Source organism: Kitasatospora sp. NPDC028055 (assembly GCF_040637885.1).
Classification (GTDB): Bacteria; Actinomycetota; Actinomycetes; order Streptomycetales; family Streptomycetaceae; genus Kitasatospora.
Genome location: NZ_JBEZXE010000059.1, coordinates 25,606 through 45,238, shown reverse-complemented (window position 1 = coordinate 45,238; position 19,633 = coordinate 25,606). Strand labels below are relative to the sequence as shown.

The 19,633-nt window shown below is 71.5% G+C and carries 18 protein-coding genes; 9 read left to right on the top strand and 9 right to left on the bottom strand.

All coding sequences use genetic code 11. From position 1 onward, the window contains the following. The first annotated feature begins 264 nt into the window (after positions 1-264). Positions 265-777 (top strand): hypothetical protein, encoded by a 513-nt coding sequence (locus AB0F71_RS35390; protein ID WP_360243764.1) that lies wholly within the window; start codon positions 265-267, stop codon positions 775-777. A 60-nt stretch (positions 778-837) separates the two neighbouring features. On the opposite strand, the gene AB0F71_RS35385 is transcribed toward AB0F71_RS35390, so the two are convergent. The 5 genes from AB0F71_RS35385 to AB0F71_RS35365 all read right to left on the bottom strand — a co-directional run bounded on the left by AB0F71_RS35385 (position 838) and on the right by AB0F71_RS35365 (position 4,618). After that, complete coding sequence (locus tag AB0F71_RS35385) at positions 838-1,353, bottom strand: MarR family transcriptional regulator (protein WP_360243761.1); 516 nt, start codon at positions 1,351-1,353, stop codon at positions 838-840. Between the two features lie 40 nt (positions 1,354-1,393). Then, on the bottom strand, positions 1,394-2,194 hold the full coding sequence (locus AB0F71_RS35380) for an AIM24 family protein (RefSeq protein WP_360243776.1): 801 nt from the start codon (positions 2,192-2,194) through the stop codon (positions 1,394-1,396). Positions 2,195-2,445: 251 nt separating this feature from the next. Next, positions 2,446-3,096, bottom strand: a complete 651-nt coding sequence (locus tag AB0F71_RS35375) for an AIM24 family protein (RefSeq protein WP_360243758.1) — start codon at positions 3,094-3,096, stop codon at positions 2,446-2,448. Further along, positions 3,096-3,734, bottom strand: coding sequence for an AIM24 family protein (locus AB0F71_RS35370; RefSeq protein WP_360243755.1), 639 nt, complete (start codon positions 3,732-3,734; stop codon positions 3,096-3,098). Before AB0F71_RS35370 ends, AB0F71_RS35375 begins: the two co-directional genes overlap by 1 nt. Before the next feature lie 80 nt (positions 3,735-3,814). Then, positions 3,815-4,618, bottom strand: a complete 804-nt coding sequence (locus AB0F71_RS35365) for a DUF2127 domain-containing protein (protein ID WP_360243752.1) — start codon at positions 4,616-4,618, stop codon at positions 3,815-3,817. Positions 4,619-4,862: 244 nt separating this feature from the next. Here AB0F71_RS35365 and AB0F71_RS35360 point away from each other — a divergent pair, with 244 nt between their 5' ends. After that, positions 4,863-5,177: a DUF3817 domain-containing protein gene (locus tag AB0F71_RS35360; RefSeq protein ID WP_360243773.1), complete on the top strand. Its 315-nt coding sequence runs from the start codon at positions 4,863-4,865 to the stop codon at positions 5,175-5,177. A gap of 110 nt (positions 5,178-5,287) precedes the next feature. Here the strand turns inward: AB0F71_RS35360 and AB0F71_RS35355 are convergent, their stop codons facing one another. Both AB0F71_RS35355 and AB0F71_RS35350 read right to left on the bottom strand, forming a co-directional pair. Then, complete coding sequence (locus AB0F71_RS35355; protein WP_360243749.1) at positions 5,288-6,910, bottom strand: M4 family metallopeptidase; 1,623 nt, start codon at positions 6,908-6,910, stop codon at positions 5,288-5,290. 386 nt (positions 6,911-7,296) lie between these two features. Then, positions 7,297-8,925, bottom strand: a complete 1,629-nt coding sequence (locus tag AB0F71_RS35350) for a M4 family metallopeptidase (protein ID WP_360243746.1) — start codon at positions 8,923-8,925, stop codon at positions 7,297-7,299. Positions 8,926-9,422: 497 nt separating this feature from the next. On the opposite strand from AB0F71_RS35350, the gene AB0F71_RS35345 reads away from it, so the two are divergent. The 3 genes from AB0F71_RS35345 (at position 9,423) to AB0F71_RS35335 (ending at position 12,285) form a co-directional block, all read left to right on the top strand. After that, positions 9,423-9,959 carry a MarR family transcriptional regulator gene (locus AB0F71_RS35345; RefSeq protein ID WP_360243743.1) on the top strand — a complete coding sequence of 179 codons (537 nt, stop codon included), beginning with the start codon at positions 9,423-9,425 and terminating at the stop codon, positions 9,957-9,959. 76 nt (positions 9,960-10,035) lie between these two features. Further along, a complete protein-coding gene (locus AB0F71_RS35340; protein WP_360243740.1) occupies positions 10,036-10,374 on the top strand; it encodes a DUF3817 domain-containing protein in 339 nt (112 codons plus the stop codon). A gap of 225 nt (positions 10,375-10,599) precedes the next feature. Continuing rightward, on the top strand, positions 10,600-12,285 hold the full coding sequence (locus AB0F71_RS35335; protein ID WP_360243737.1) for a methylmalonyl-CoA mutase family protein: 1,686 nt from the start codon (positions 10,600-10,602) through the stop codon (positions 12,283-12,285). A gap of 56 nt (positions 12,286-12,341) precedes the next feature. Here the strand turns inward: AB0F71_RS35335 and AB0F71_RS35330 are convergent, their stop codons facing one another. Continuing rightward, entirely contained in the window at positions 12,342-12,971 is a 630-nt protein-coding gene (locus tag AB0F71_RS35330) for a TetR/AcrR family transcriptional regulator (RefSeq protein WP_360243770.1), read from the bottom strand. A 384-nt stretch (positions 12,972-13,355) separates the two neighbouring features. Between AB0F71_RS35330 and AB0F71_RS35325 the strand changes: the two genes are divergently transcribed. The 4 genes from AB0F71_RS35325 to AB0F71_RS35310 all read left to right on the top strand — a co-directional run bounded on the left by AB0F71_RS35325 (position 13,356) and on the right by AB0F71_RS35310 (position 18,082). Continuing rightward, the gene (locus AB0F71_RS35325; protein ID WP_360243734.1) at positions 13,356-14,348 is read left to right on the top strand and encodes a tetratricopeptide repeat protein; all 993 of its coding nucleotides are present in this window, start codon (positions 13,356-13,358) and stop codon (positions 14,346-14,348) included. 752 nt (positions 14,349-15,100) lie between these two features. Beyond that, entirely contained in the window at positions 15,101-15,772 is a 672-nt protein-coding gene (locus AB0F71_RS35320; protein WP_360243731.1) for a DUF6230 family protein, read from the top strand. Positions 15,773-15,905: 133 nt separating this feature from the next. Next, entirely contained in the window at positions 15,906-16,619 is a 714-nt protein-coding gene (locus AB0F71_RS35315) for a DUF6114 domain-containing protein (RefSeq protein WP_360243728.1), read from the top strand. After that, positions 16,616-18,082: a hypothetical protein gene (locus AB0F71_RS35310; RefSeq protein ID WP_360243725.1), complete on the top strand. Its 1,467-nt coding sequence runs from the start codon at positions 16,616-16,618 to the stop codon at positions 18,080-18,082. The genes AB0F71_RS35315 and AB0F71_RS35310 overlap by 4 nt, the downstream gene beginning before the upstream one ends. Positions 18,083-18,157: 75 nt before the next feature. Here AB0F71_RS35310 and pyk read toward each other — a convergent pair whose 3' ends face one another. Beyond that, positions 18,158-19,585, bottom strand: coding sequence for a pyruvate kinase (gene pyk / locus AB0F71_RS35305; RefSeq protein ID WP_360243722.1), 1,428 nt, complete (start codon positions 19,583-19,585; stop codon positions 18,158-18,160). Positions 19,586-19,633: the final 48 nt, after the last annotated feature.

Here is a 19,633-nt window from a genome sequence, read left to right as displayed (position 1 = left end):
CTCTGCACCCAACACGGCATCGCAACGGCAGCCTGAGCCTGACCTAGATCAAATACTTCGCCAGCAGAGTCGTCCGGCCGACTTCCTGCGCAGGGCCTGGGCACCCGCCCGTACGGCCCGGTCGGGTGAGCCGGTGCCCGCCCCGGCTGCTCCGACCGGACGGACCTTCCGGTGGGTCGTGCCGGGACGATCCGGCGGCGGCAGAACCGAGGTTATGAATTGCTCACCGGACCACCCGTGAGCACCAACCTCAGGAGTCACCCGATGCGCCCCACCAGAGCAGCTCGTCTCGGCACGGCCACAGCGCTGGTCACCCTCTTCGCCTGCACCCCCGTCGCGGCCGCCGCGGCGGCCACCGCCGATTCCGCCCAGGCCATGGGCAGGGACCGGGTCATCACCCTCATCGGCCGGCTCGCGCAGCAGTCGCACTTCCCGGTCAACCCCGGCGGCGCCCCGGCCCAGGGCGATCGGACCGTCTTCCGCTCGATCCTCTTCGACAAGGACGGCATCAATCAGGTCGGCGAGACCGACGGCACCTGCACCACCACCACCGTCGACAACGGCGGAGCGGAGGAGTGCGTCGTGACCTACACCCTCGCGGACGGCCAGATCTCCGCGCAGGGGATGGTCTTCGGCAACCTCAACCCGGGCCCGCCGCCGTCCTTCGACAACGCGATCACCGGCGGCACCGGGGAGTTCGACCGGGCCCGTGGCCAGATCCACGCCGACACGATCGGTCCGGGCACGAGGCGCTTCACGATCGACCTCGACCGCTGACCGGTCCTGCGCACCGCATCCGGCGGCCCCGCCCTCTCGGCGGGGCCGCCGTCGTAGCGCCTACGGCTTGCCGCGCAGGCCGCGGAGGTGTTCGGCGACCGGGGCCAGGGCCGCGTAGAGGGCGTCGAGCTGCTCCGGGGTGAAGCGGTCGATGAAGTGGGCCCGGACGCTGCGCACGTGGTCGGGGGCGACCCGCTGCATGGTCTCCCAGCCCTGTTCGGTGAGGTGGGCGTAGAGGCCGCGGCGGTCGCCGGGGCACTCCTGACGCAGCACCAGCCCGGCGTTCTCCATCCGGGTGATCTGGTGCGAGAGCCGGCTCTTGGACTGCAGGGTGGCGGTCGCGAGGTCCGTCATCCGCATCCGGTGGTCGGGGGCCTCGGAGAGCACGACCAGGATCTCGTAGTCGTTGATCGCCAGGTTGTGGGGCTGGAGTTCACGGCTGAGCTGGTAGTCCAGCAGCTTGGCGACCTCCAGATGGGCGCGCCACATCCGCTGCTCCCTGGCGGTCAGCCAGGGAGTCTCCTCCTCGGGCTGCGGCGGAGGGTTGTCCGCAGTGTCGATCGTGTGCGTATCCATGGGATCCAGCATAGCCGATTTAGTTCAATCTTGTACAAGTTTACAGGCCGAAACGCCGACCGAGTTCGCCCAGGTTACCGAGGCCCGGTGCGTTGGGCTGGTTGCCGCCGTGGCCCGGCTGGACCGGCACCCCGCCGCCCGGGACCCCGGCCTCGGCGTCCACCCGGCCGACCGAGCGCTCGGCCAGCAGCGTCTCGCTGGACTGCACCAGCACCTGCCCGGCACCGATGAACTCGAACTGGTGCTCCTCGCCGGAGGCGCCGCCGATGCCGGTCAGCCGCCGCAGGCCGCCGACCACCCCGTGCAGGTAGTCGTGGTCGTAGTGGTGGCACGGCGCCGGGCAGTCCGCCCAGCCGACCAGGGCCTGCGGGTCCACCCGGACCGGCGGCTCCACGAAGTGCACCGGCCCGTTGGAGGCGGCGACGAAGCGGCCGGTGCCGATCAGGGTCAGGAAGCCCGGGATGATCGACTGCTTGAGCCGCAGCGTCGGGTCGAAGGCGAGCAGGTTGCCCGAGCGGACGGTCAGGTTGCCGTCGTCCAGGTCGTAGGAGTTGAGGTCGAAGGCGCGGTCGGCCAGCAGCAGCCGGCCGGAGCCCTGGGCGACCACCCAGTCCGAGGCGTGCAGCGGGGAGTTGAAGTGCTGGCCGAGCACCCGGTCGACCATCCCGGCGCCGACGCCGCGGAAGGAGATGTCGCCGTAGTAGGCGACCATCTTGCCCTTCTGCAGGAAGTAGGAGCCGTTCAGCTCGACGGCGAAGGCGTAGGGGTTGACGTTGTCGTTGGCCGGCAGGGTGTGCGCGTCGTACACCACCGGGCCGGTGCCGCCGTGGGTGGTCGGCAGCGGGGCCTGTGGGCCGCCGAACTGCTCCTGGGCGTACGACTGTTGGGGCTGCGGCGGCTGGGCCTGCGGCTGCGGCTGGTAGGCCTGCGCCGGGTAGGCCTGCGGCTGGTAGGACGGCGGCGGCGGGGGAGGCGGCGGCGGGTGGCCCGCGGAGCGGCCGTGGTCCGGCGGCAGCGTGAAGCCCGGCTGGGTCTGCTGGTCGTGCGGCGACTGCCCGTACGGCGGCTGCGGCGGCTGCGGCGGGTGGGACATCAGAGCTTCTCCTCGCTCGCCTGGACGTACACCGTGCCCTGCCCGGACAGCTCCAACTGGAACGCCTCGCCCGAACCGCGGCCGATCATCTCGCGCCAGCCGATCGCGGTGGACAGCTTGTTGCGCACCTCGCCGCGGTGCGCCACGTACGCCTGCGGGTCGACGTGCACCGACTGGCCGGGGGTGATCGGCAGCTCGAAGACGCCGCCGTGGGCCATCACCGCGACCGCGCCGTGCCCCTCCAGCCGGGTGGTGAACAGGCCCTGCCCGCTGACCTGGCCGCGGACCATGCCCATCACCCCGCCCTGCGAGCCGAGGAAGACGGTGGACTGGCGCAGGGTGCCCTCGAAGGCGAGCAGCCGGTCCGCCTCGACGAACAGGGTGTCGCCGACCAGGTCGATCACGTGCACGTGGTGGCCGCCGTGGCCGAACATCACCCGGCCCTGGCCCTCGACCGTCATCAGCGGGGTGTCCTCGTTGGCGACCCGCCGGCCGATCATCGACATCACCCCGCCCTGGCCGCCGGTGATGTTCGGGGTGAAGCGGACGTCGCCGGTGTACCCGAGCATGGCCCCGCGCTGGCTGAACAGCCGCTGACCGGGCACCACCTGGGCCTCGACCATCTTGCCGTTGATCCGGGTGAAGCCCATCAGACGTCACCCCCGATGGTGACCTTCTCCGAGGGCTGGACGTACACCAGGCCCTCGCCGGTGAACTCGACCTGCACGGCCTCGCCGCCGCCCTCGCCGATCACCGTGGTCCAGCCCGCGCCCGACTTCACGCTGCGGTGCAGGTTGCCGGTGTGCGCGACGTACGCGCCGGGGTCGACCCGCAGCGGCATGTCCTTGCCGACCCGCAGGATGACGGCCGGCCCGTTGGAGGTGACGGCCGCCCAGCCGTGCCCCTCCACCTTGGTGGTGAAGAGGCCGTTGCCCGAGGAGACGCCGTTCAGCCCGGTGAAGCTGGTGCCGGTGTGCAGCCCGGCCTCGGTGCAGAGCAGGTTGTCCGCCTCGACGTAGAGCGTCTCCCCGTCGAGGCGGACCAGGTTGATCTCGGTGGCCCGGTCGGCGAAGTAGCAGGTGCCCTGCCCCTTCACCTCCATGACCGTCATCCGCTCGCCGGTGAGTCTGCGGGCGACCATGCCGCGCAGCCCGTCCCCGCCGCCGGTCAGTTTCTTGAAGGTCATCTGGCCGGTGTACGCGACCATCGAGCCGTGCCGGGCCTTGACGGCGTCCCCGCCCAACTCGACGGCGAGCACCCGCGATCCCTGGAGTCTGAACTGTGCCACGGCCGCAATCTAGCCGCCGCGGGGGCGGCCGGGCGAGAGGGCCGGGGCGGACCGGTACGGACTCGGGACAGTCGTTCGGGTCAGGAGCGTGCGTGCGCCCCGTGGCCGTGGCCGGGGTGCGGGACCGTCCCGGCGGCCTCCTCGACCTCCAGCAGCGAGGCCGAGTGGCGCTCCGCCTCGAAGGCCACCACGCCGCCGCGCAGGCCGAACAGCCGCTTGGAGAGCATGATCCAGAGCACCGCGGCGATGTTCAGCAGCAGGGTGCAGATCTTCACCGCGCTGACGTGCTCGTGCAGCTCGTAGCCCTCCAGCGGGAGGAAGGCGGCGGTGGCGACCACGGTCAGGTACTCGGCCCAGCGCTTGCCCAGCCAGAGGCCGACCGCCTCGACGATCTCGATCAGCGCGTAGGCGACCAGCGCGCCCGCGACGATCAGCAGGGTCTTCTTCTGGTAGCCGAAGGTCTTGCGGATGGTCTCGACGATCGGGGCGTGGTCGAGGTCCCAGTGGAAGTGGTCGGTGACCGGCTTGAAGATCGTGAGGTCGTCCTCGAAGATCCGCTGCACGGCCTCCTGGCTGTTGGAGAACTTCCAGACGCCCCAGGCCATCAGGATGATGATCACGCCGCGCAGGACCCGCTCGACGGCCAGGAAGCGCAGGATGAAGAGGTCCCGCAGCGCCTTGCCGCGCGGCACCAGCGGGGCGTCCGCCGCCGGGCCGGAGCCGTGCGGGGCGCCGAGCGCGAAGTCGCCGCAGCGCAGGCAGCGCCAGGCGTCGCCGACGGCGGTGGCGGTGTGCAGCCGGGCGGCCAGCTCGGGCTCGGCCGGCGCGTAGGTGATGTGGCCGCGCTTGGCGCAGGTCCTGCGGTCCCAGTCACGCTTGAACATGTGGTGCTACCCCCGTGGTGCGGTGCCGGTGACGCCCGGTTCCGTCGGGCGCGCGGGCAGCAGGATAGGGGGTACGGGCGACGCTCCGGCGCATCCGGCGGGGTTCTGGCGCGCGGCTGTGACATCCGGCACGGTGGCCACCCCCGGCCCGGGGCCCGTACATGTGCTCGGTGATAATGGCCGGAAGGCTTGTGAGTCGCTTCACAAGCGTGCCCGCGCCTCCGACCCCCGTATTGAGGTATCCATCGTGAACAGCAGCGCCGTCCACCGCCTGCGCCTGGTCTCCGCTCCCGAGGGGATCTCCTTCATCCTGCTGCTGATCTGCTCGGTGCTGAAGCGGACCACGTCCTTCGACGCCGTGCCGGTGATGGGCATGGTCCACGGGATCCTGTTCATCCTGTACGTGGTCTTCTGGATCCAGGCCTGGCAGGCGCAGAAGTGGGACGTCAAGCGCGGCGCCCTGCTCTTCGTGCTCTCGGTGCTGCCGCTCGGCGGCTTCTTCGCCGAGCGGATGCTCGGCCGGGAGGAGCGCGGCGAGCTGCAGCCCGCCACCGCCTGATCCCGCTCCCGTGCGGACGGTCGACAGGCTGCCACGGCCTCCTCTCCCAAAGGGCCGCGGCAGCCTGTCGCCGTTTCTCACCGGTGGTGGCTGGTCGGCGCCGGGGGCGGCTAGTTGACGTTCACCCCGCTCCAGGCCGCGCCCACCGCCTTGTACTCGGCGCTGCTCGCGCCGTAGAGGTCGGAGGCGGCCTTGAGGGTCGCCGTGCGGGCGGCCTTGTAGTTGGTGGTGGAGGTCATGTAGACGGTCAGCGCGCGGTACCAGATCGCGGCCGCCTTGTTGCGGCCGATGCCGGTCACCGTCGAGCCGTTGGAGGTCGGGCTGTTGTAGCTGACCCCGTTGACGACCTTGGCGCCGCTGCCCTCGGACAGCAGGTAGAAGAAGTGGTTGGCGACGCCCGAGGAGTAGTGGACGTCCTTGTTGCCGACCGTGGAGGACCAGTAGTCGGCCGAGCGGCCGTCCTTGGACGGCTTGTCCATGTAGCGCAGCGGGGTGCCGTTGCCGTTGATGTTGAGCTTCTCGCCGATCAGGTAGTCCGGCGGGTCGGAGGGCAGGTTGGCGTACCACTCGACCATGGTGCCGAAGATGTCCGAGGTGGCCTCGTTGAGGCCGCCGGACTCGCCCGAGTAGATCAGCCCGGCGGTGGCGGAGGTGACGCCGTGGCTCATCTCGTGGCCGGAGACGTCGATGGCGGTGAGCGGGTGGGTGTTGCCCGAGCCGTCGCCGTACGTCATGCAGAAGCAGGAGTCGTCCCAGAACGCGTTCACGTAGTTGCTGCTGTAGTGGACGCGGCTGGCGGCGCCGACGCCGTTGTTCTTGATGCCGTTGCGGCCGAAGGTGTTCTTGTAGAAGTCCCAGGTGGCGGCCGCGCCGAACTGGGCGTCCACGGCGGCGGACTCCCGGTTGGACGGTGAGCCGTTGCCCCAGGAGTTGGTGGTGTTGCTGAACAGCGTGCCGCTGCCCGAGGTGCCGCCCTTGAGGTCGGTGGTGGACTGGTTGCCCCGGGAGGCGTCCTTGAGCGAGTAGGTCGAGCCGCTCTGGGTGGTGGTGAGGGTGACGGTGCCGACGTTGACGCCCTTGCCGGTGCCGGTCGCGGTCATCACCTGCTCCTGGCTGGAGAGCACCCGGCCGGTGGCGGCGTCGGTGACGACCTCCTGGCGGCTCGGGGTGCCGTCCGCCCGCTGGCCCTGGACCACCGTGCGGTGCGCCAGCCGCGGGTTGCCGTCGGCCGCCCAGACCACCAGTTCCGGCGTGTCGGCGCCGTCCACCCGGCTGAGCGCCGGCTCGTCCGCGTCCGCGGCCAGGCCGACGGTCGCCCGGACGGCGTCGGTGGCCCGTGCGGCGGCCTGGCCGCCGGTGAGCGCCGGGGTGGTGGTGGTCAGCGCCAGCCGGCCGTCGAACGCGCGGTCCACCGAGGCCACCGAGCCGTTCGGGCGCTGGTGGACGACCAGGTCGCCGCCCAGCACCGGCAGGCCGGCGAAGGTGCGCTCGTAGCGCAGGTGCCGGGTGCCGTCGGCGTCCACCACGGCGTCCTTGACGACGAGCCGCTCCTGGCCGCCGAGGGCCAGCTGCTGCGCCAGCGGGGCGCTCTGCGCGGCGGCCAGCGCGAGCGGGGCGGCCGACGGCGGGGCGGGTACGGCCGCCTGGGCGGCGGGGAGGGCGGCGATCTGGACGACGCCGGCCAGCAGAGCGGTGGCGGAGAGCACCGCCGGAAGGGTCAACTTTCGCTTCACGTGGGGCAGTTCCTTCCACGAGACCCGCGGGTGCCTGCGGGTGCGCCGCGTACCGGGGCGCCGGGGGTGGCGCCGTTGGGGGCGGTAGGGCGCGGACGTGCTGCTCCCGAGCGGCTTCTGACGATCCGTCAATTGGGTGGGGGGTGACGGAGCATTGAGCGGGAGCTTGGTCATAAGCATGACAATTCGTGGCAGGAAAGAACAGGGCGCCGCCGGGGATTGGCCAGGAGTCGCCAGCGGCGGTGCGGATGGTTCGGTTGCCGTCCACTGTCCGGAATTTACGGTTCGTCCGGCTGGCGGAACCCCGCCAGCTGCGGGTATGGACGGACGCCCGGGACCTGCCCTCCAACGGGGCCCCGGGCGTCCAGCTCACCTTGCGCCGTGCGTCACTTCACGTTGACGGCGGTCCAGGTCGCGGCGACGGCGCTGTACTCGGCGCTGGTGGCGCCGTACAGGTCCGCCGCGGCCTTGAGGGTGCCGGTACGGGCCGCCGCGTAGTTGGTGGTGGAGGTGAAGTAGGTGGTCAGCGCGCGGTACCAGATCTTCGCCGCCTTGTCCCGGCCGATGCCGGCGAGGCTGGAGCCGTCGTACGTCGGGCTGTTGTAGCTGACGCCGTTGATGGTCTTGGCGCCACTGCCCTCGGACAGCAGGTAGAAGAAGTGGTTGGCGACGCCCGAGGAGTAGTGGACGTCCTTGTTGCCGACCGTGGAGGACCAGTAGTCCGCCGACGCGCCGTCCTTGGAGGGCTGGTCCATGTAGCGCAGCGGCTTGCCGTCACCGTTGATGTTGATCTGCTCGCCGATGAGGTAGTCCGGCTTGTCGGAGGGCAGGTTGGCGTACCACTCGACCATGGTGCCGAAGATGTCCGAGGTGGCCTCGTTGAGGCCGCCGGACTCACCGGAGTAGTTGAGGCCGGCGGTGGCGGAGGTGACGCCGTGGCTCATCTCGTGGCCGGCCACGTCCAGCGCGGTGAGCGGGTGGGTGTTGCTGGTGCCGTCGCCGTACGTCATGCAGAAGCAGGAGTCGTCCCAGAACGCGTTGACGTAGTTGGAGCCGTAGTGGACCCGGCTGGCGGCGCCGACGCCGTTGTTCTTGATGCCGCTGCGGCCGAAGGTGTTCTTGTAGAAGTCCCAGGTGGCCGCGGCGCCGTACTGGGCGTCCACGGCGGCGGACTCGGCGTTGGAGGCAAGGCCGTTGCCGAAGCTGTTGGTGGTGTTGGCGACCAGGGTGCCGGAGCCGGAGGTCCTGCCCTTGAGGGTGTAGGTGGCCTGGCCGCCGCGGGTGGCGTCCTTGAGCTGGTAGGAGCTGCCGCTCTGGGTGGTGGTCAGCGGGACGGTGCCGACGAAGACGCCCTTGCCGGTGCCGGAGGCGGTCTGCACCTCCTCGTGGGTGGAGAGCACCTGGCCGCTCGCCGCGTCGGTGACCAGCAGCTGGCGGCTCGGGGTGCCGTCGGCGCGCTCGCCCTCGACCGTGGTGCGGTACGCCAGGCGCGGGCTGCCGTCGGTGGCCCAGACCACCAGCTCGGCCTTGCCGGTCTGGTGCACCGCCGTCAGCGGCGCCTCGTCCTCGTCGACGGTGATGCCGACGGTGGACTGCACGGCGCCGGTGGCCTGGGCGGCGGCCTTGTCCGCGGGAATCTGCGGGGTGAGGCTGGGCAGCGCGAGCTTGGCGCCGATGGCCTTGTCCACGGCGGTGGTGGTGCCGTCCGCCTTCTGGTGCACGACCAGGTCGCCGCCGAGGACGGGGAGCCCGGCGAGGGTGCGCTCGTAGCGGAGGTGGCGGGTGCCGTCGGCGTCCACCACGACGTCCTTGGCCACCAGTTGCTCCTGGCCGCCGAGGGCCAGGGCGTGGGCGACCTTGCCGGACTGGCCGTTCGCCTGGGCGAGCAGGGCGGCGAGCTGCTGGGAGCTGCCGGCCTGCGGGGCGGGGTCGGCCTGGGCCGCGCCGGCCTGGACGACACCGGTGAGCAGAGCGGTGGCGGACAGTACGGCGACTGCGGCGAGCTTTCGCTTCACGGACGAGTCCTTCCGGGAAACCGCGTGTGGGCGCGGTCGCACCGCGTCCCGGGGGCCGGGGTCGGCACCTTCGGGGCGGGACGGGCGCTGACGTGCGAGGACCCCGAACGGTCGTGCGGCTGCCACCGGTTGGGTGGGGGTGGTGGCGGTCGAACGGGGTTGGCGGAAAGCATGACAATCGAGCAAATCAAATGACAGGTCTTCCTCATGAATTGGCCAAGTCCCGCCAAGGCGAAGGAATGTGAACGGACGGACAAAGCGGACGTTTTACCCCGACTTTCAGCGGGTTACGGTCCGAACCGAGGCCTGATACCGGGGCGTTCGGGCGTTCGATGGTCAACCCCGTTGCGCCGGGCGACCGTTGCCCGCAGTTCACACCGACGCAATGTCCAGGTATGGACCTGGCCGTCCGATTGGCGGGATCCCGCCACGCGTCGCGCTTGTCCACCATCAGGACGGCTGGTAGCACACGTCCCGTCCGCCGGTACGGTAAGGAGGTGGCCAAGCCCCTCGCACTCGACTTCGACCCGATCGCCCGCGCCGACGAACTGTGGGCCCGCCGCTGGGGCACCGTGCCCTCGATGGCGGCGATCACCTCGATCATGCGCGCCCACCAGATCCTGCTGTCCCGGGTCGACGCGGTGCTCAAACCGTACGGACTGACCTTCGCCCGGTACGAGGCGCTGGTGCTGCTGACCTTCAGCCGGACCGGCGAGCTCTCGCTCTCCAAGATCGGCGAGCGGCTGATGGTCCACCCGACCAGCGTCACCAACACCGTCGACCGGCTGGAGCGGGCCGGCCTGGTCGCCCGCCGCCCCAACCCGCTGGACGGCCGCGGGGTGCTCGCCGCGATCACCGGGCGCGGCCGCGAGGTGGTCGAGGAGGCCACCCGGGAGCTGATGTCGATGGAGTTCGGGCTGGAGGAGTACGGCCCCGAGCAGTGCCGGCAGGTCTTCGAACTGCTCAGGCCGCTGCGGATCGCGGCGGGCGACTTCGCCGAGCCGGACGAGGGGGCTGCTCAGGGGCGGCCGTGAGGACGGCTACCCTCGTGGGAGCGGTGCGCGGATCCGGGCGTACCGGTCGAAAGAGCCGAGCGAGGCGAGGAAGAGTATGAAGGCGACCCCCCTGCTGGGCTGGTACCGCGGCCTGGCCATTGCGACCGGTGTGGCACTCCTGGTGTTCTGCGGCTTCATGGTCGCGAAGTACGGTTTCAGCACCGCCGAGGACGTGACCACCTACGTCGCGATGCTGCACGGCTACCTGTACATCGGGTACTTCGTGGTGACCTTCCTGCTCGGGCAGAAGCTCAAGTGGCCGCTCGGCCGCCTGGTGCTGACCCTGGCGGCGGGCTGCATCCCGTTCCTCTCCTTCGTCTTCGAGCGCCGGGTGGCCCGCGAGGCCGCCGAGCAGCTCCCGGCGGGCGGCGCCCGTCAGCCGGCCGGCGTCTGAGCCGCACGCCACGAGCACGCGCCACGAGCACGAGCCACCAGGGCGCCCTTCCCCGACCGGGGGAGGGCGCCCTCGGCGTTTCCGCCCCCGGCCGCCGTCCCCTGCCGCCGTTTCCACGGGCGGGGCTCCATCGACAAGTACTAGGACGTCCGAGTAAATTAGTAGGACGTCCTAATAGCTGTGCCGCCCGGTGCCGTGGCGGCCGTACGGAGCGGAGTTCGGCCCATGGACGCCGAGGACATCGAGCGCGGACGCCAGCGCTGGCAGCAGCGGTACGACAAGGCCCGCAAGCGCGACGCGGACTTCACCACCCTCTCCGGCGACGAGGTCGAGCCGGTCTACGGCCCGGCGCCCGGCCAGCCCGTCGAGGGCTTCGAGCGGATCGGCTGGCCCGGCGAGTACCCCTTCACCCGCGGCCTGCACCCCACCGGCTACCGCGGCCGTACCTGGACCATCCGGCAGTTCGCCGGGTTCGGCAACGCCCAGCAGACCAACGAGCGCTACCGGATGATCCTGGACGCGGGCGGCGGCGGCCTCTCGGTCGCCTTCGACATGCCCACCCTGATGGGCTACGACTCGGACGACCCCAAGTCGCTCGGCGAGGTCGGCCACTGCGGTGTCGCCATCGACTCGGCCGCCGACATGGAGGTGTTGTTCGCCGGCATCCCGCTCGGCGAGGTCACCACCTCGATGACGATCAGCGGCCCGGCCGTCCCGATCTTCTGCATGTACCTGGTCGCCGCCGAGCGCCAGGGTGTGGACCCGGCGGTGCTCAACGGCACCCTGCAGACCGATATCTTCAAGGAGTACATCGCCCAGAAGGAGTGGCTCTTCGCCCCCGAGCCGCACCTGCGCCTGATCGGCGACCTGATGGAGCACTGCGCCCAGGGCATCCCGGCGTACAAGCCGCTCTCCGTCTCGGGCTACCACATCCGCGAGGCCGGGGCGACGGCCGCGCAGGAGCTGGCGTACACCCTCGCGGACGGCTTCGCCTACGTCGAACTGGGCCTGTCCCGCGGCCTGGACGTGGACGTCTTCGCGCCCGGCCTGTCCTTCTTCTTCGACGCCCACCTGGACTTCTTCGAGGAGATCGCCAAGTTCCGCGCCGCGCGCCGGATCTGGGCCCGCTGGATGCGCGACCGCTTCGGCGCCAAGACCGACAAGGCGCAGTGGCTGCGCTTCCACACCCAGACCGCCGGCGTCTCGCTGACCGCGCAGCAGCCGTACAACAACGTGGTGCGCACCGCGGTCGAGGCGCTCTCCGCGGTGCTCGGCGGCACCAACTCGCTGCACACCAACGCGCTGGACGAGACCCTGGCGCTGCCCTCCGAGCAGGCCGCCGAGATCGCGCTGCGCACCCAGCAGGTGCTGATGGAGGAGACCGGCGTCACCAACGTGGCCGACCCGCTGGGCGGTTCCTGGTACGTCGAGGCGCTGACCGACCGGATCGAGCAGCAGGCCGAGGCGATCTTCCAACGGATCCTGGACAAGGGCCGGGCGGACCACGAGATCGGCCCGATCACCTCCGGCATCCTGCGCGGGATCGAGGAGGGCTGGTTCACCGGCGAGATCGCCGAGGCGGCCTTCCAGTACCAGCAGTCGGTGGAGAAGGGCGAGAAGCGCGTGGTCGGCGTCAACTGCCACCCGCGCAGCGTCACCCCCGACCTGGAGATCCTGCGGGTCAGCCACGAGGTCGAGCGCGAGCAGGTGCGGGTGCTGGGCGAGCGCAAGGCGGCCCGGGACGAGGCGGCGGTGCGGGCCGGGCTGGACGCCATGCTGGCGGCGGCCCGCTCGGGCGAGTCGATGATCCCGCCGATGCTGGACGCGGTGCGCGCCGAGGCGACCCTGGGCGAGATCTGCAACGCGCTGCGGCAGGAGTGGGGGACGTACCAGGAGAACGCGGCCTTCTGACCCGTTGAACGTCCGAGCCGCCGTACGGAGGTCCGTACGGCGGCTTCGGCGTGCCGTCAGCCGATGACCAGCGGTCCGAGCAGCAGGTCGATGAAGCGGCGGGTCCACGCGGGGGTGATCGGCTCTCCGCTGACCAGCACGCGGTGCTCGACGGTGCCGGCGATGGTGTCGAAGATGATGTCGACCTCCTCGCGGGCCGAGGCGGTGTCGGTGTCCGCCTCCAGTTCGCCGCGCGCCTGGGCGGCCGCCCGGCCCTGCCGGACCAGCCGCTTCTGCGGGTCCACGATGGCCTCCCGGATCCGGCGGCGCAGCTGAGGGTCCCGGGTGCCCTCGGCGAACAGGGCGAGCAGCGCGGCCTGGGTCTCCGGGCGGGCCAGCAGGTCGGCGAACTGGCCGACCACGGCCTCGATGTCGGCCCGCAGGCTGCCGAGGTCGGGCATCACCAGGTCGTCGAAGAGGCTGGCGACGGCGTCGACCACCAGCTCGTTCTTGGAGGGCCAGCGCCGGTAGAGGGTGGTCTTGGCGACCCCGGCCCGGGTCGCGACGTGGCCCATGGTCAGTCCGCCCCAGCCGAGTTCGGCGAGGGCCTCGCGGGTGGCGTCGAGGATCGCGAGGTCGGCGGCGGCGCTGCGCGGGCGGCCCTTGGCCCGTACGGCGCCGTCCCGGACGGCGTCGTCCGGTCTCACGGAGGGCTGGGCGGCCGGCACCGGACCTCCTTGCGATCTACTGGTAAGTAACCTGGGTGGGGCTGGTAACGGTAGCGACTGTTCGGGGATTCGGGCAGTCGGGCGGCCCGGGAAAGTGGGGCAGCTCACGTCCCCGAACCGCCGGTGGGGCTTGCGGCCGGGGCACCGGCTCCAGTTACGCTACGACCTGTAGCGAAAGCAGTGACAACCAGGCGCCGACCCCGTGGGACGGGGCGGCGCGGGTGCGGGTGGGGATCCGCGCCGAACGGTTCAGGCTACCGGGGGAAGGGCGCACCGGCCGGGAACCCGCACCGCGCAGCCCGCGCGGGGCGACTTTCCGGAGGTTGGCGCCCGCGAGCAGCGAGGACGGGGGAGGATAGTGCCATGCAGCCACGGAATTCGCGTCTCAACAGCTCCTCCCTGCGCGGTGCGGTCGACCTCGCCGCAGTGAAGGCGGCCGGTGAGGCCGCCCAGAAGGCCGAGCAGGCCCGGGCCGAGCGGGCCCGTCAGGCGGCCGCCGCCGAAGCGGACGGAGTCGCCGCCCCCCAGCCCGCCTACCAGCTCGTCATCGACGTCACCGAGGACACCTTCGAGACGGAGGTCGTCCAGCGCTCCGCCGAGGTGCCGGTCGTCATCGACTTCTGGGCCGAGTGGTGCGGACCCTGCAAGCAGCTCAGCCCGATCCTGGAGGGCCTGGCCGAGGAGTACGCCGGCCGCTTCGTGCTCGCCAAGATCGACGTGGACGCCAACCAGCTGATCGCCCAGCAGTTCGGCATCCAGGGCATCCCGGCCGTGATGGCCGTGGTGGCCGGTCAGCTGGTGCCGCTGTTCCAGGGCGCGGAGAGCGCCGCCAACGTCCGCAAGGTGCTGGACCAGCTGATCCTGGTCGCCGAGCAGCGCTTCGGCATCTCCGGCGGCTCGGTCGTCCCGGGCGAGGCCGGCGCCGCCGCCCCGCAGCGGCCGGAGGACCCGGCGCTGGCCGCCGCGCACGACGCGCTGGACGCCGGCGACCTGAGCGGCGCCATCCAGGCGTACCGGAACGTGCTGGTCGACCAGCCGGGCAACACCGAGGCCAAGCTGGGCCTGGCCCAGGCCGAGCTGCTCCAGCGGGTCGAGGGCCTGGACCTCCAGTCGGTCCGGACGGCCGCCGCCGCCGACCCGAAGGACATCGGCATCCAGCTCCAGGCCGCCGACCTGGACCTGGTGGGCGGTCACGTCGAGGACGCCTTCGGGCGACTGGTGGACACCGTCGGCCGGACCTTCGGCGAGGACCGGGACACCGTCCGGCGGCGCCTGCTGGAGCTGTTCGAGGTGATCGGCCCGGAGGACCCGCGGGTGGTCGTGGCCCGTGCGGCGCTGGCCCGCGTGCTGTTCTGAGCCGCGTGTTCTGAGCCGGGTGTTCTGAGCCGCCCCCGCGGCGGCCCGGACCCGGTGCTGGCACCGGGTGCCTGACACCTCGGATGACCTGCGGTGTCGCCTGGTGATTTGGCGACAATCCGGTCAACCGGACAGAGGTTTACCAAATCTTGATTTCACCCGTGGGTGGTCACTATCCGTGACTACCCACGGGTGTTTCGTTGCTGTTTCCGGCAGATTTCGCCGTCACGTTTCCTTCAACACGTCACGCACGGTGCAATGCGGGTCGATTCCATGATCAATGCCACCTGGTGTTGCATTACCCGTCAGTAAGGCACCCCTTGTGCTTCGCCCGGGATTCAAGCACGATCGGCCACGCCCGGTCCCTGACTCCACACCCTCCGACAGCCCGTCGGCCACGCGGAGTGAGGGATCCCCACCGGGTGATCCGCCGGCTCCGGTCGGCGGTAGGGAGGGCAGGGGGGTATCCGCGGTCCCACGGCGGTTCCTGTCCTCGACCGGCCGCGCGGCCCTGCGCGGTCGCTGGTTGTCGCTCGGGGGTGATCGCCGATGTCGTCGGTCCGACCCGTCGTCCCGCAAGGACGGCCGGTTTCGGGACGGGAGTGCCGCAGCACGCAGGCCGCTCCCGCGTCCGACGACGACCGAGGCGCTCTCCGCTACCGAGGACGTAGCTCTCTCCCATCCCAGGCTCCCACCGGCGCGGGACGCGCCGCCGGGAGGCCGGAGATGTACGTCCTAGAAGGAGGACTCGCATGTCCAAGACCTACGGCAAGACCCGCTGGAAGCGCTTCGCCCTGGTGATGGTGCCGAGCGTCGCGGCCACCGCGATGGTCGGCGTCTCGATCGCCAACAGCGCGCTCGCCGCCTCGTTCAGCATTTCCGGCCAGCAGTTCAAGGTCAGCACCGACCAGCTGCACGGCACCAACTTCGCCCAGTTCGGCTCGGTCGACATCGAGGCGAACGGCAAGCCCCACCCGGTCGCGGTCTCGGCCTTCGACCACGCCGACATCACCAACCTGTGCCAGTCGGTGGTGACGGACCTGTCCGCGTTCGGCCTGGGCAAGATCACCCTCCAGCTGCACGCCGGTACCGAGGCGGGCAAGCCGGTCCAGGCCGACAACCTGCTGATCGACCTTGAGCAGCTCAAGGCAGACGCGACCTTCAGCCAGATGAACATCGGCCAGGACGCCTCCACCCTCTCGGGTACGGCCACCCAGGGCTGGGCCCCGCACGCGGGTGTCACCAAGGCGGGCGGCGGCGCCGGCCTGCCGTCCGGCGCGACCGGCTTCGCCCAGTCCGCCAAGACCGCCGACCTGAGCGGCGTTCAGCAGACCGCGCGGGCCACCTCGGCCGGCACGTTCAAGCTGAACGGCCTCAACCTCGCGCTCAAGAGCGGCGACGGCGCGGGCAACGAGTGCTTCTGAGCCACGTCTGACGGCACGCCGACCGGCGTGCCCGGATGACCGGGCAACCCGGGGCCGGGGGTGGCGGGCGACCGCCGCCCCCGGCACCCACCTTTTTCGTTCTTCCCTCGTAGCGACGTCGAGGAGCTGCACCATGTCCAGCGCAACGGTCGAGACACGGCCCCGTCAGCAGAACCCCATCGGGTGGCTCTGGCGGCACTTCCGTGAATTCCGCCGCTCCAGGCCCTTCTGGGGCGGCCTGCTGGCCATGATCGCCGGCGTCCCGATCCTCTACTTCCCGTACGCCCACCTCACCTTCGGCGGGCTGACCATCGCGATGTCCACCACGGCCGGTGCCGGGTCGCTGATCATCGGGGTGCTGATGATCATCCTCGGGCTGACCGCCTGGTTCCAGCCCGCCGTACGGGTCTTCGCGGGCATCGCGACCATCCTGCTGACGCTGGTCTCGATCCCGGTCTCCAACCTCGCGGGCTTCGGCCTCTCCCTGCTGCCCGGTCTGATCGGCGGCGGGCTGATGGTCTCCTGGGCGCCGCTGCCGGAGCCGTCCACCGCGACCGCGCCGGTCAAGGGGCGGCGCGCACGGCACGGCAAGCAGGCGGACGGTGCGGTGGCGGAGAGCGTCGCCACCGAGACGGCCGCCACCGAGACCGCCACCGAGACCGCCGCCGCCGAGACGGCCATCGCCGCTGAGGCCACCACCGCCGAGGCCGCCACCGAGGCGCCCACCGCGAAGCTGCCCACCCAGGGCGGCGCACCCGAGCAGCCGGCCGCCCAGCCCGCCGCCGAGCCCGCCGAGGCCGCCGTTCCGAAGCAGGGCACCGCCGGGGAGCAGGAGGGGGCGCGGTGACCGGGCCGGCCGAGCAAGCAGAGGGCACGGCCGTCCCCGCGCAGCGCTCCGGCCGGCACGCCGCGCCGCGCCCGCCGGTCCGGGTCCGGCTGAGAGGCCGCGCCCTGGCGATGGCCGCGGTGCCGACCGCGCTGCTGATGGCGGCCGCCTACACGCCCAACCCGGCGGTGGCCGAGTCCGCCGCGGGCAAGCCGTGCGGCAACGCCCCGGTGACCGTGCCGGACGTGGCGCCGGTCGAGGAGACGCCCGTCCCCAAGAGCGAGCTGCCCGAGCCGCCGCCCGCGCCGACCGGTACGCCCGGGGCGACCGGGAGCCCGACGGCGCCGCCCTCCTCCGGCCCGAGCTCGCTGCCGACCACCACGCCGACCGAGGCGCCCACCACGGCGCCCACCACCGCGCCGACCACCGTGCCGGTGAAGCCCCCGGCGACGACGGCCACCCAGCCCGCCGTCCGCTCCGCCACCACCGGCGGCTCCGGCGCGGTCAGCGCCGTCTACCAGGGCACCGGGGGCGGCACGGCCACCGCGAGCCAGGCCGGGCTGATCGACGACATCGTCGGCGGCATCAACCACCTGCTGAACCCCGGCAGTTCGGCCAGTCCGACGCCGAGCGCGACACCGAGTGCCACCCCCCAGGGGCCGGCCGCCCCCGCCCCGCGGGTCGGCACCCCGGCGCAGCCCGCCCAGCCGCAGGCTCCGGCCGCCGGCACCCAGCAGGCCGCGCCGCCCGCCGGGTCCTCGGACGGGCAGTCCGCCGCCCAGCCCTCGGGCGGGCAGCCCTCGCCGGCCGCCACCGCCCCCAGCGGCAAGGCGGGCGGCAAGGCGAGCGGCAAGGCGGCCCCGTCCGCGACCCCGTCGGCGGGTGCGTCGGCGAGCTCCTCGGCCACCCCCACCCCGTCCGGCTCGCCCACCGCGAACCCCAACTGCGCCGTGGACACCCGGAACCTGACCGCCGGTGCGGCCACCGCCGAGCACGTCGTCCCGGAGCAGAACTGGACGCTCCGGACCAGCCGGCTCGGCCTGCACGGCGCGGTCTTCCACGGCGTCTACGACGTGAAGACCCCGACCGGCACCAAGCGGGTGCTCAAGTTCGTGGTCGACAGCGTGGACATCGAGAACCTCGACATGTCGACCCTGGAGGGCAACGGCGTCACCTTCCACGTCCAGGGCGCCCCGGGTTCGACCTCGACCATGCGCAACGGCCCGGTCACCATGTACGTGGAGCGGCTCTCCGGCCACCTGTCCAAGCTGCTCGGCCTGCCGATCCCGATCGACCTGGGCGAGATCACCCTCACCCCGGACACCCTGCCCCGCTGGCTGTACGACCTGATCGGCGCCATCCCGATCCCGCTGGACATCGAGCTGACCGGGGTGACCGCCAAGCAGGCCGGCCAGTTCGGCGGCACCCTGCACATCCCGGGGATGCACCTGTTCAACGACGACGCGCCCTACAGCGACAAGTAGCGGACCCGGCAACGCCGGTGGGGCGGCCCTCCCGTACAGGAGGACCGCCCCACCGGCGTTCGTACTACCGGGGTGTCACTCGCCGTGGCTGCCCAGGCGGTGCACCTGCACCATGTTGGTGGTGCCGGGGATGCCGACCGGGACACCGGCGGTGACGATCACGGTGTCGCCCTCGCCCAGCTCGCCCAGCTTCAGCAGCTCGCGGTCGACCTGCGCGACCATCGCGTCGGTGGTGGCCACCTGCTCGGTGACGTACGACTCGACGCCCCAGCTCAGCGAGAGCTGGTTGCGGGTGGCCGCGTCCGGGGTGAACGCGATCACCGGGATCGGCGAACGGTAGCGGGACAGCCGGCGCGCGGTGTCACCGGACTTGGTGAACGCGATCAGCGCCTTGCCGTTCAGGAAGTCGCCCAGCTCGCACGCGGCGCGGGCGACGGAGCCGCCCTGGGTGCGCGGCTTGCGGCCCGGGTTGAGCGGCTGGAGGCCCTGGGAGACCAGCTCCTCCTCGGCCTTCTCGCAGATCCGGCTCATGGTGCGGACGGTCTCGACCGGGTACTTGCCGACGCTGGACTCGGCGGAGAGCATCACCGCGTCGGTGCCGTCCAGGATGGCGTTGGCGACGTCGGAGACCTCGGCGCGGGTCGGGCGCGAGGCGTGGATCATCGACTCCATCATCTGGGTGGCGACGATGACCGGCTTGGCGTTGCGGCGGGCCAGGGTGATCAGCTGCTTCTGGACCAGCGGCACCCGCTCCAGCGGGTACTCGACGGCCAGGTCGCCGCGGGCGACCATGATGGCGTCGAAGGCGAGGACGATCTCCTCCATGGCCTCGACGGCCTGCGGCTTCTCGATCTTGGCGATGACCGGCACCCGGATGCCGACCTCGTCCATGACCTCGTGGACGTCCTTGATGTCCTCGGCGTTGCGGACGAAGGACAGCGCGACCATGTCGACGCCCAGACGCAGCGCGAAGCGCAGGTCGTCCTTGTCCTTCTCGGACAGGGCGGGCACGTTCACGGCCGCACCGGGCAGGTTGATGCCCTTGTTGTTCGAGAGCACGCCGCCCTCGACCACCACGGTCTTCACCCGCGGGCCGTCGACGCTGACGACCTCCAGGGCGATGACGCCGTCGTTGATCAGGATCGGGTCGCCGGGCTTCACGTCGCCGGGCAGGCCCTTGTAGGTGGTGCCGCAGATGTGCTGGTCACCGGGGACGTCCTCGGTGGTGATGGTGAACTCGTCGCCGTTGTCGACGGTCACCGGGCCGTTGGCGAAGGTCGCCAGACGGATCTTGGGACCCTGGAGGTCGGCCAGGACGCCGATGGCCTTGCCGGTGTCCTCCGAGACCTGGCGGACCTTCCGGTACCGCTCCTCGTGGTCCGCGTGGTTGCCGTGGCTCATGTTCAGTCGGGCGACGTTCATGCCCGCCTCGACGATGGCCTTCAGCTGTTCGTAGGAGTCCGTGGCCGGACCCAGGGTGCAGACAATTTTCGCTCGGCGCATATGGATCAGTCTATCCGTTCGTGTTATGGGTGCATTCGGCACGGACCG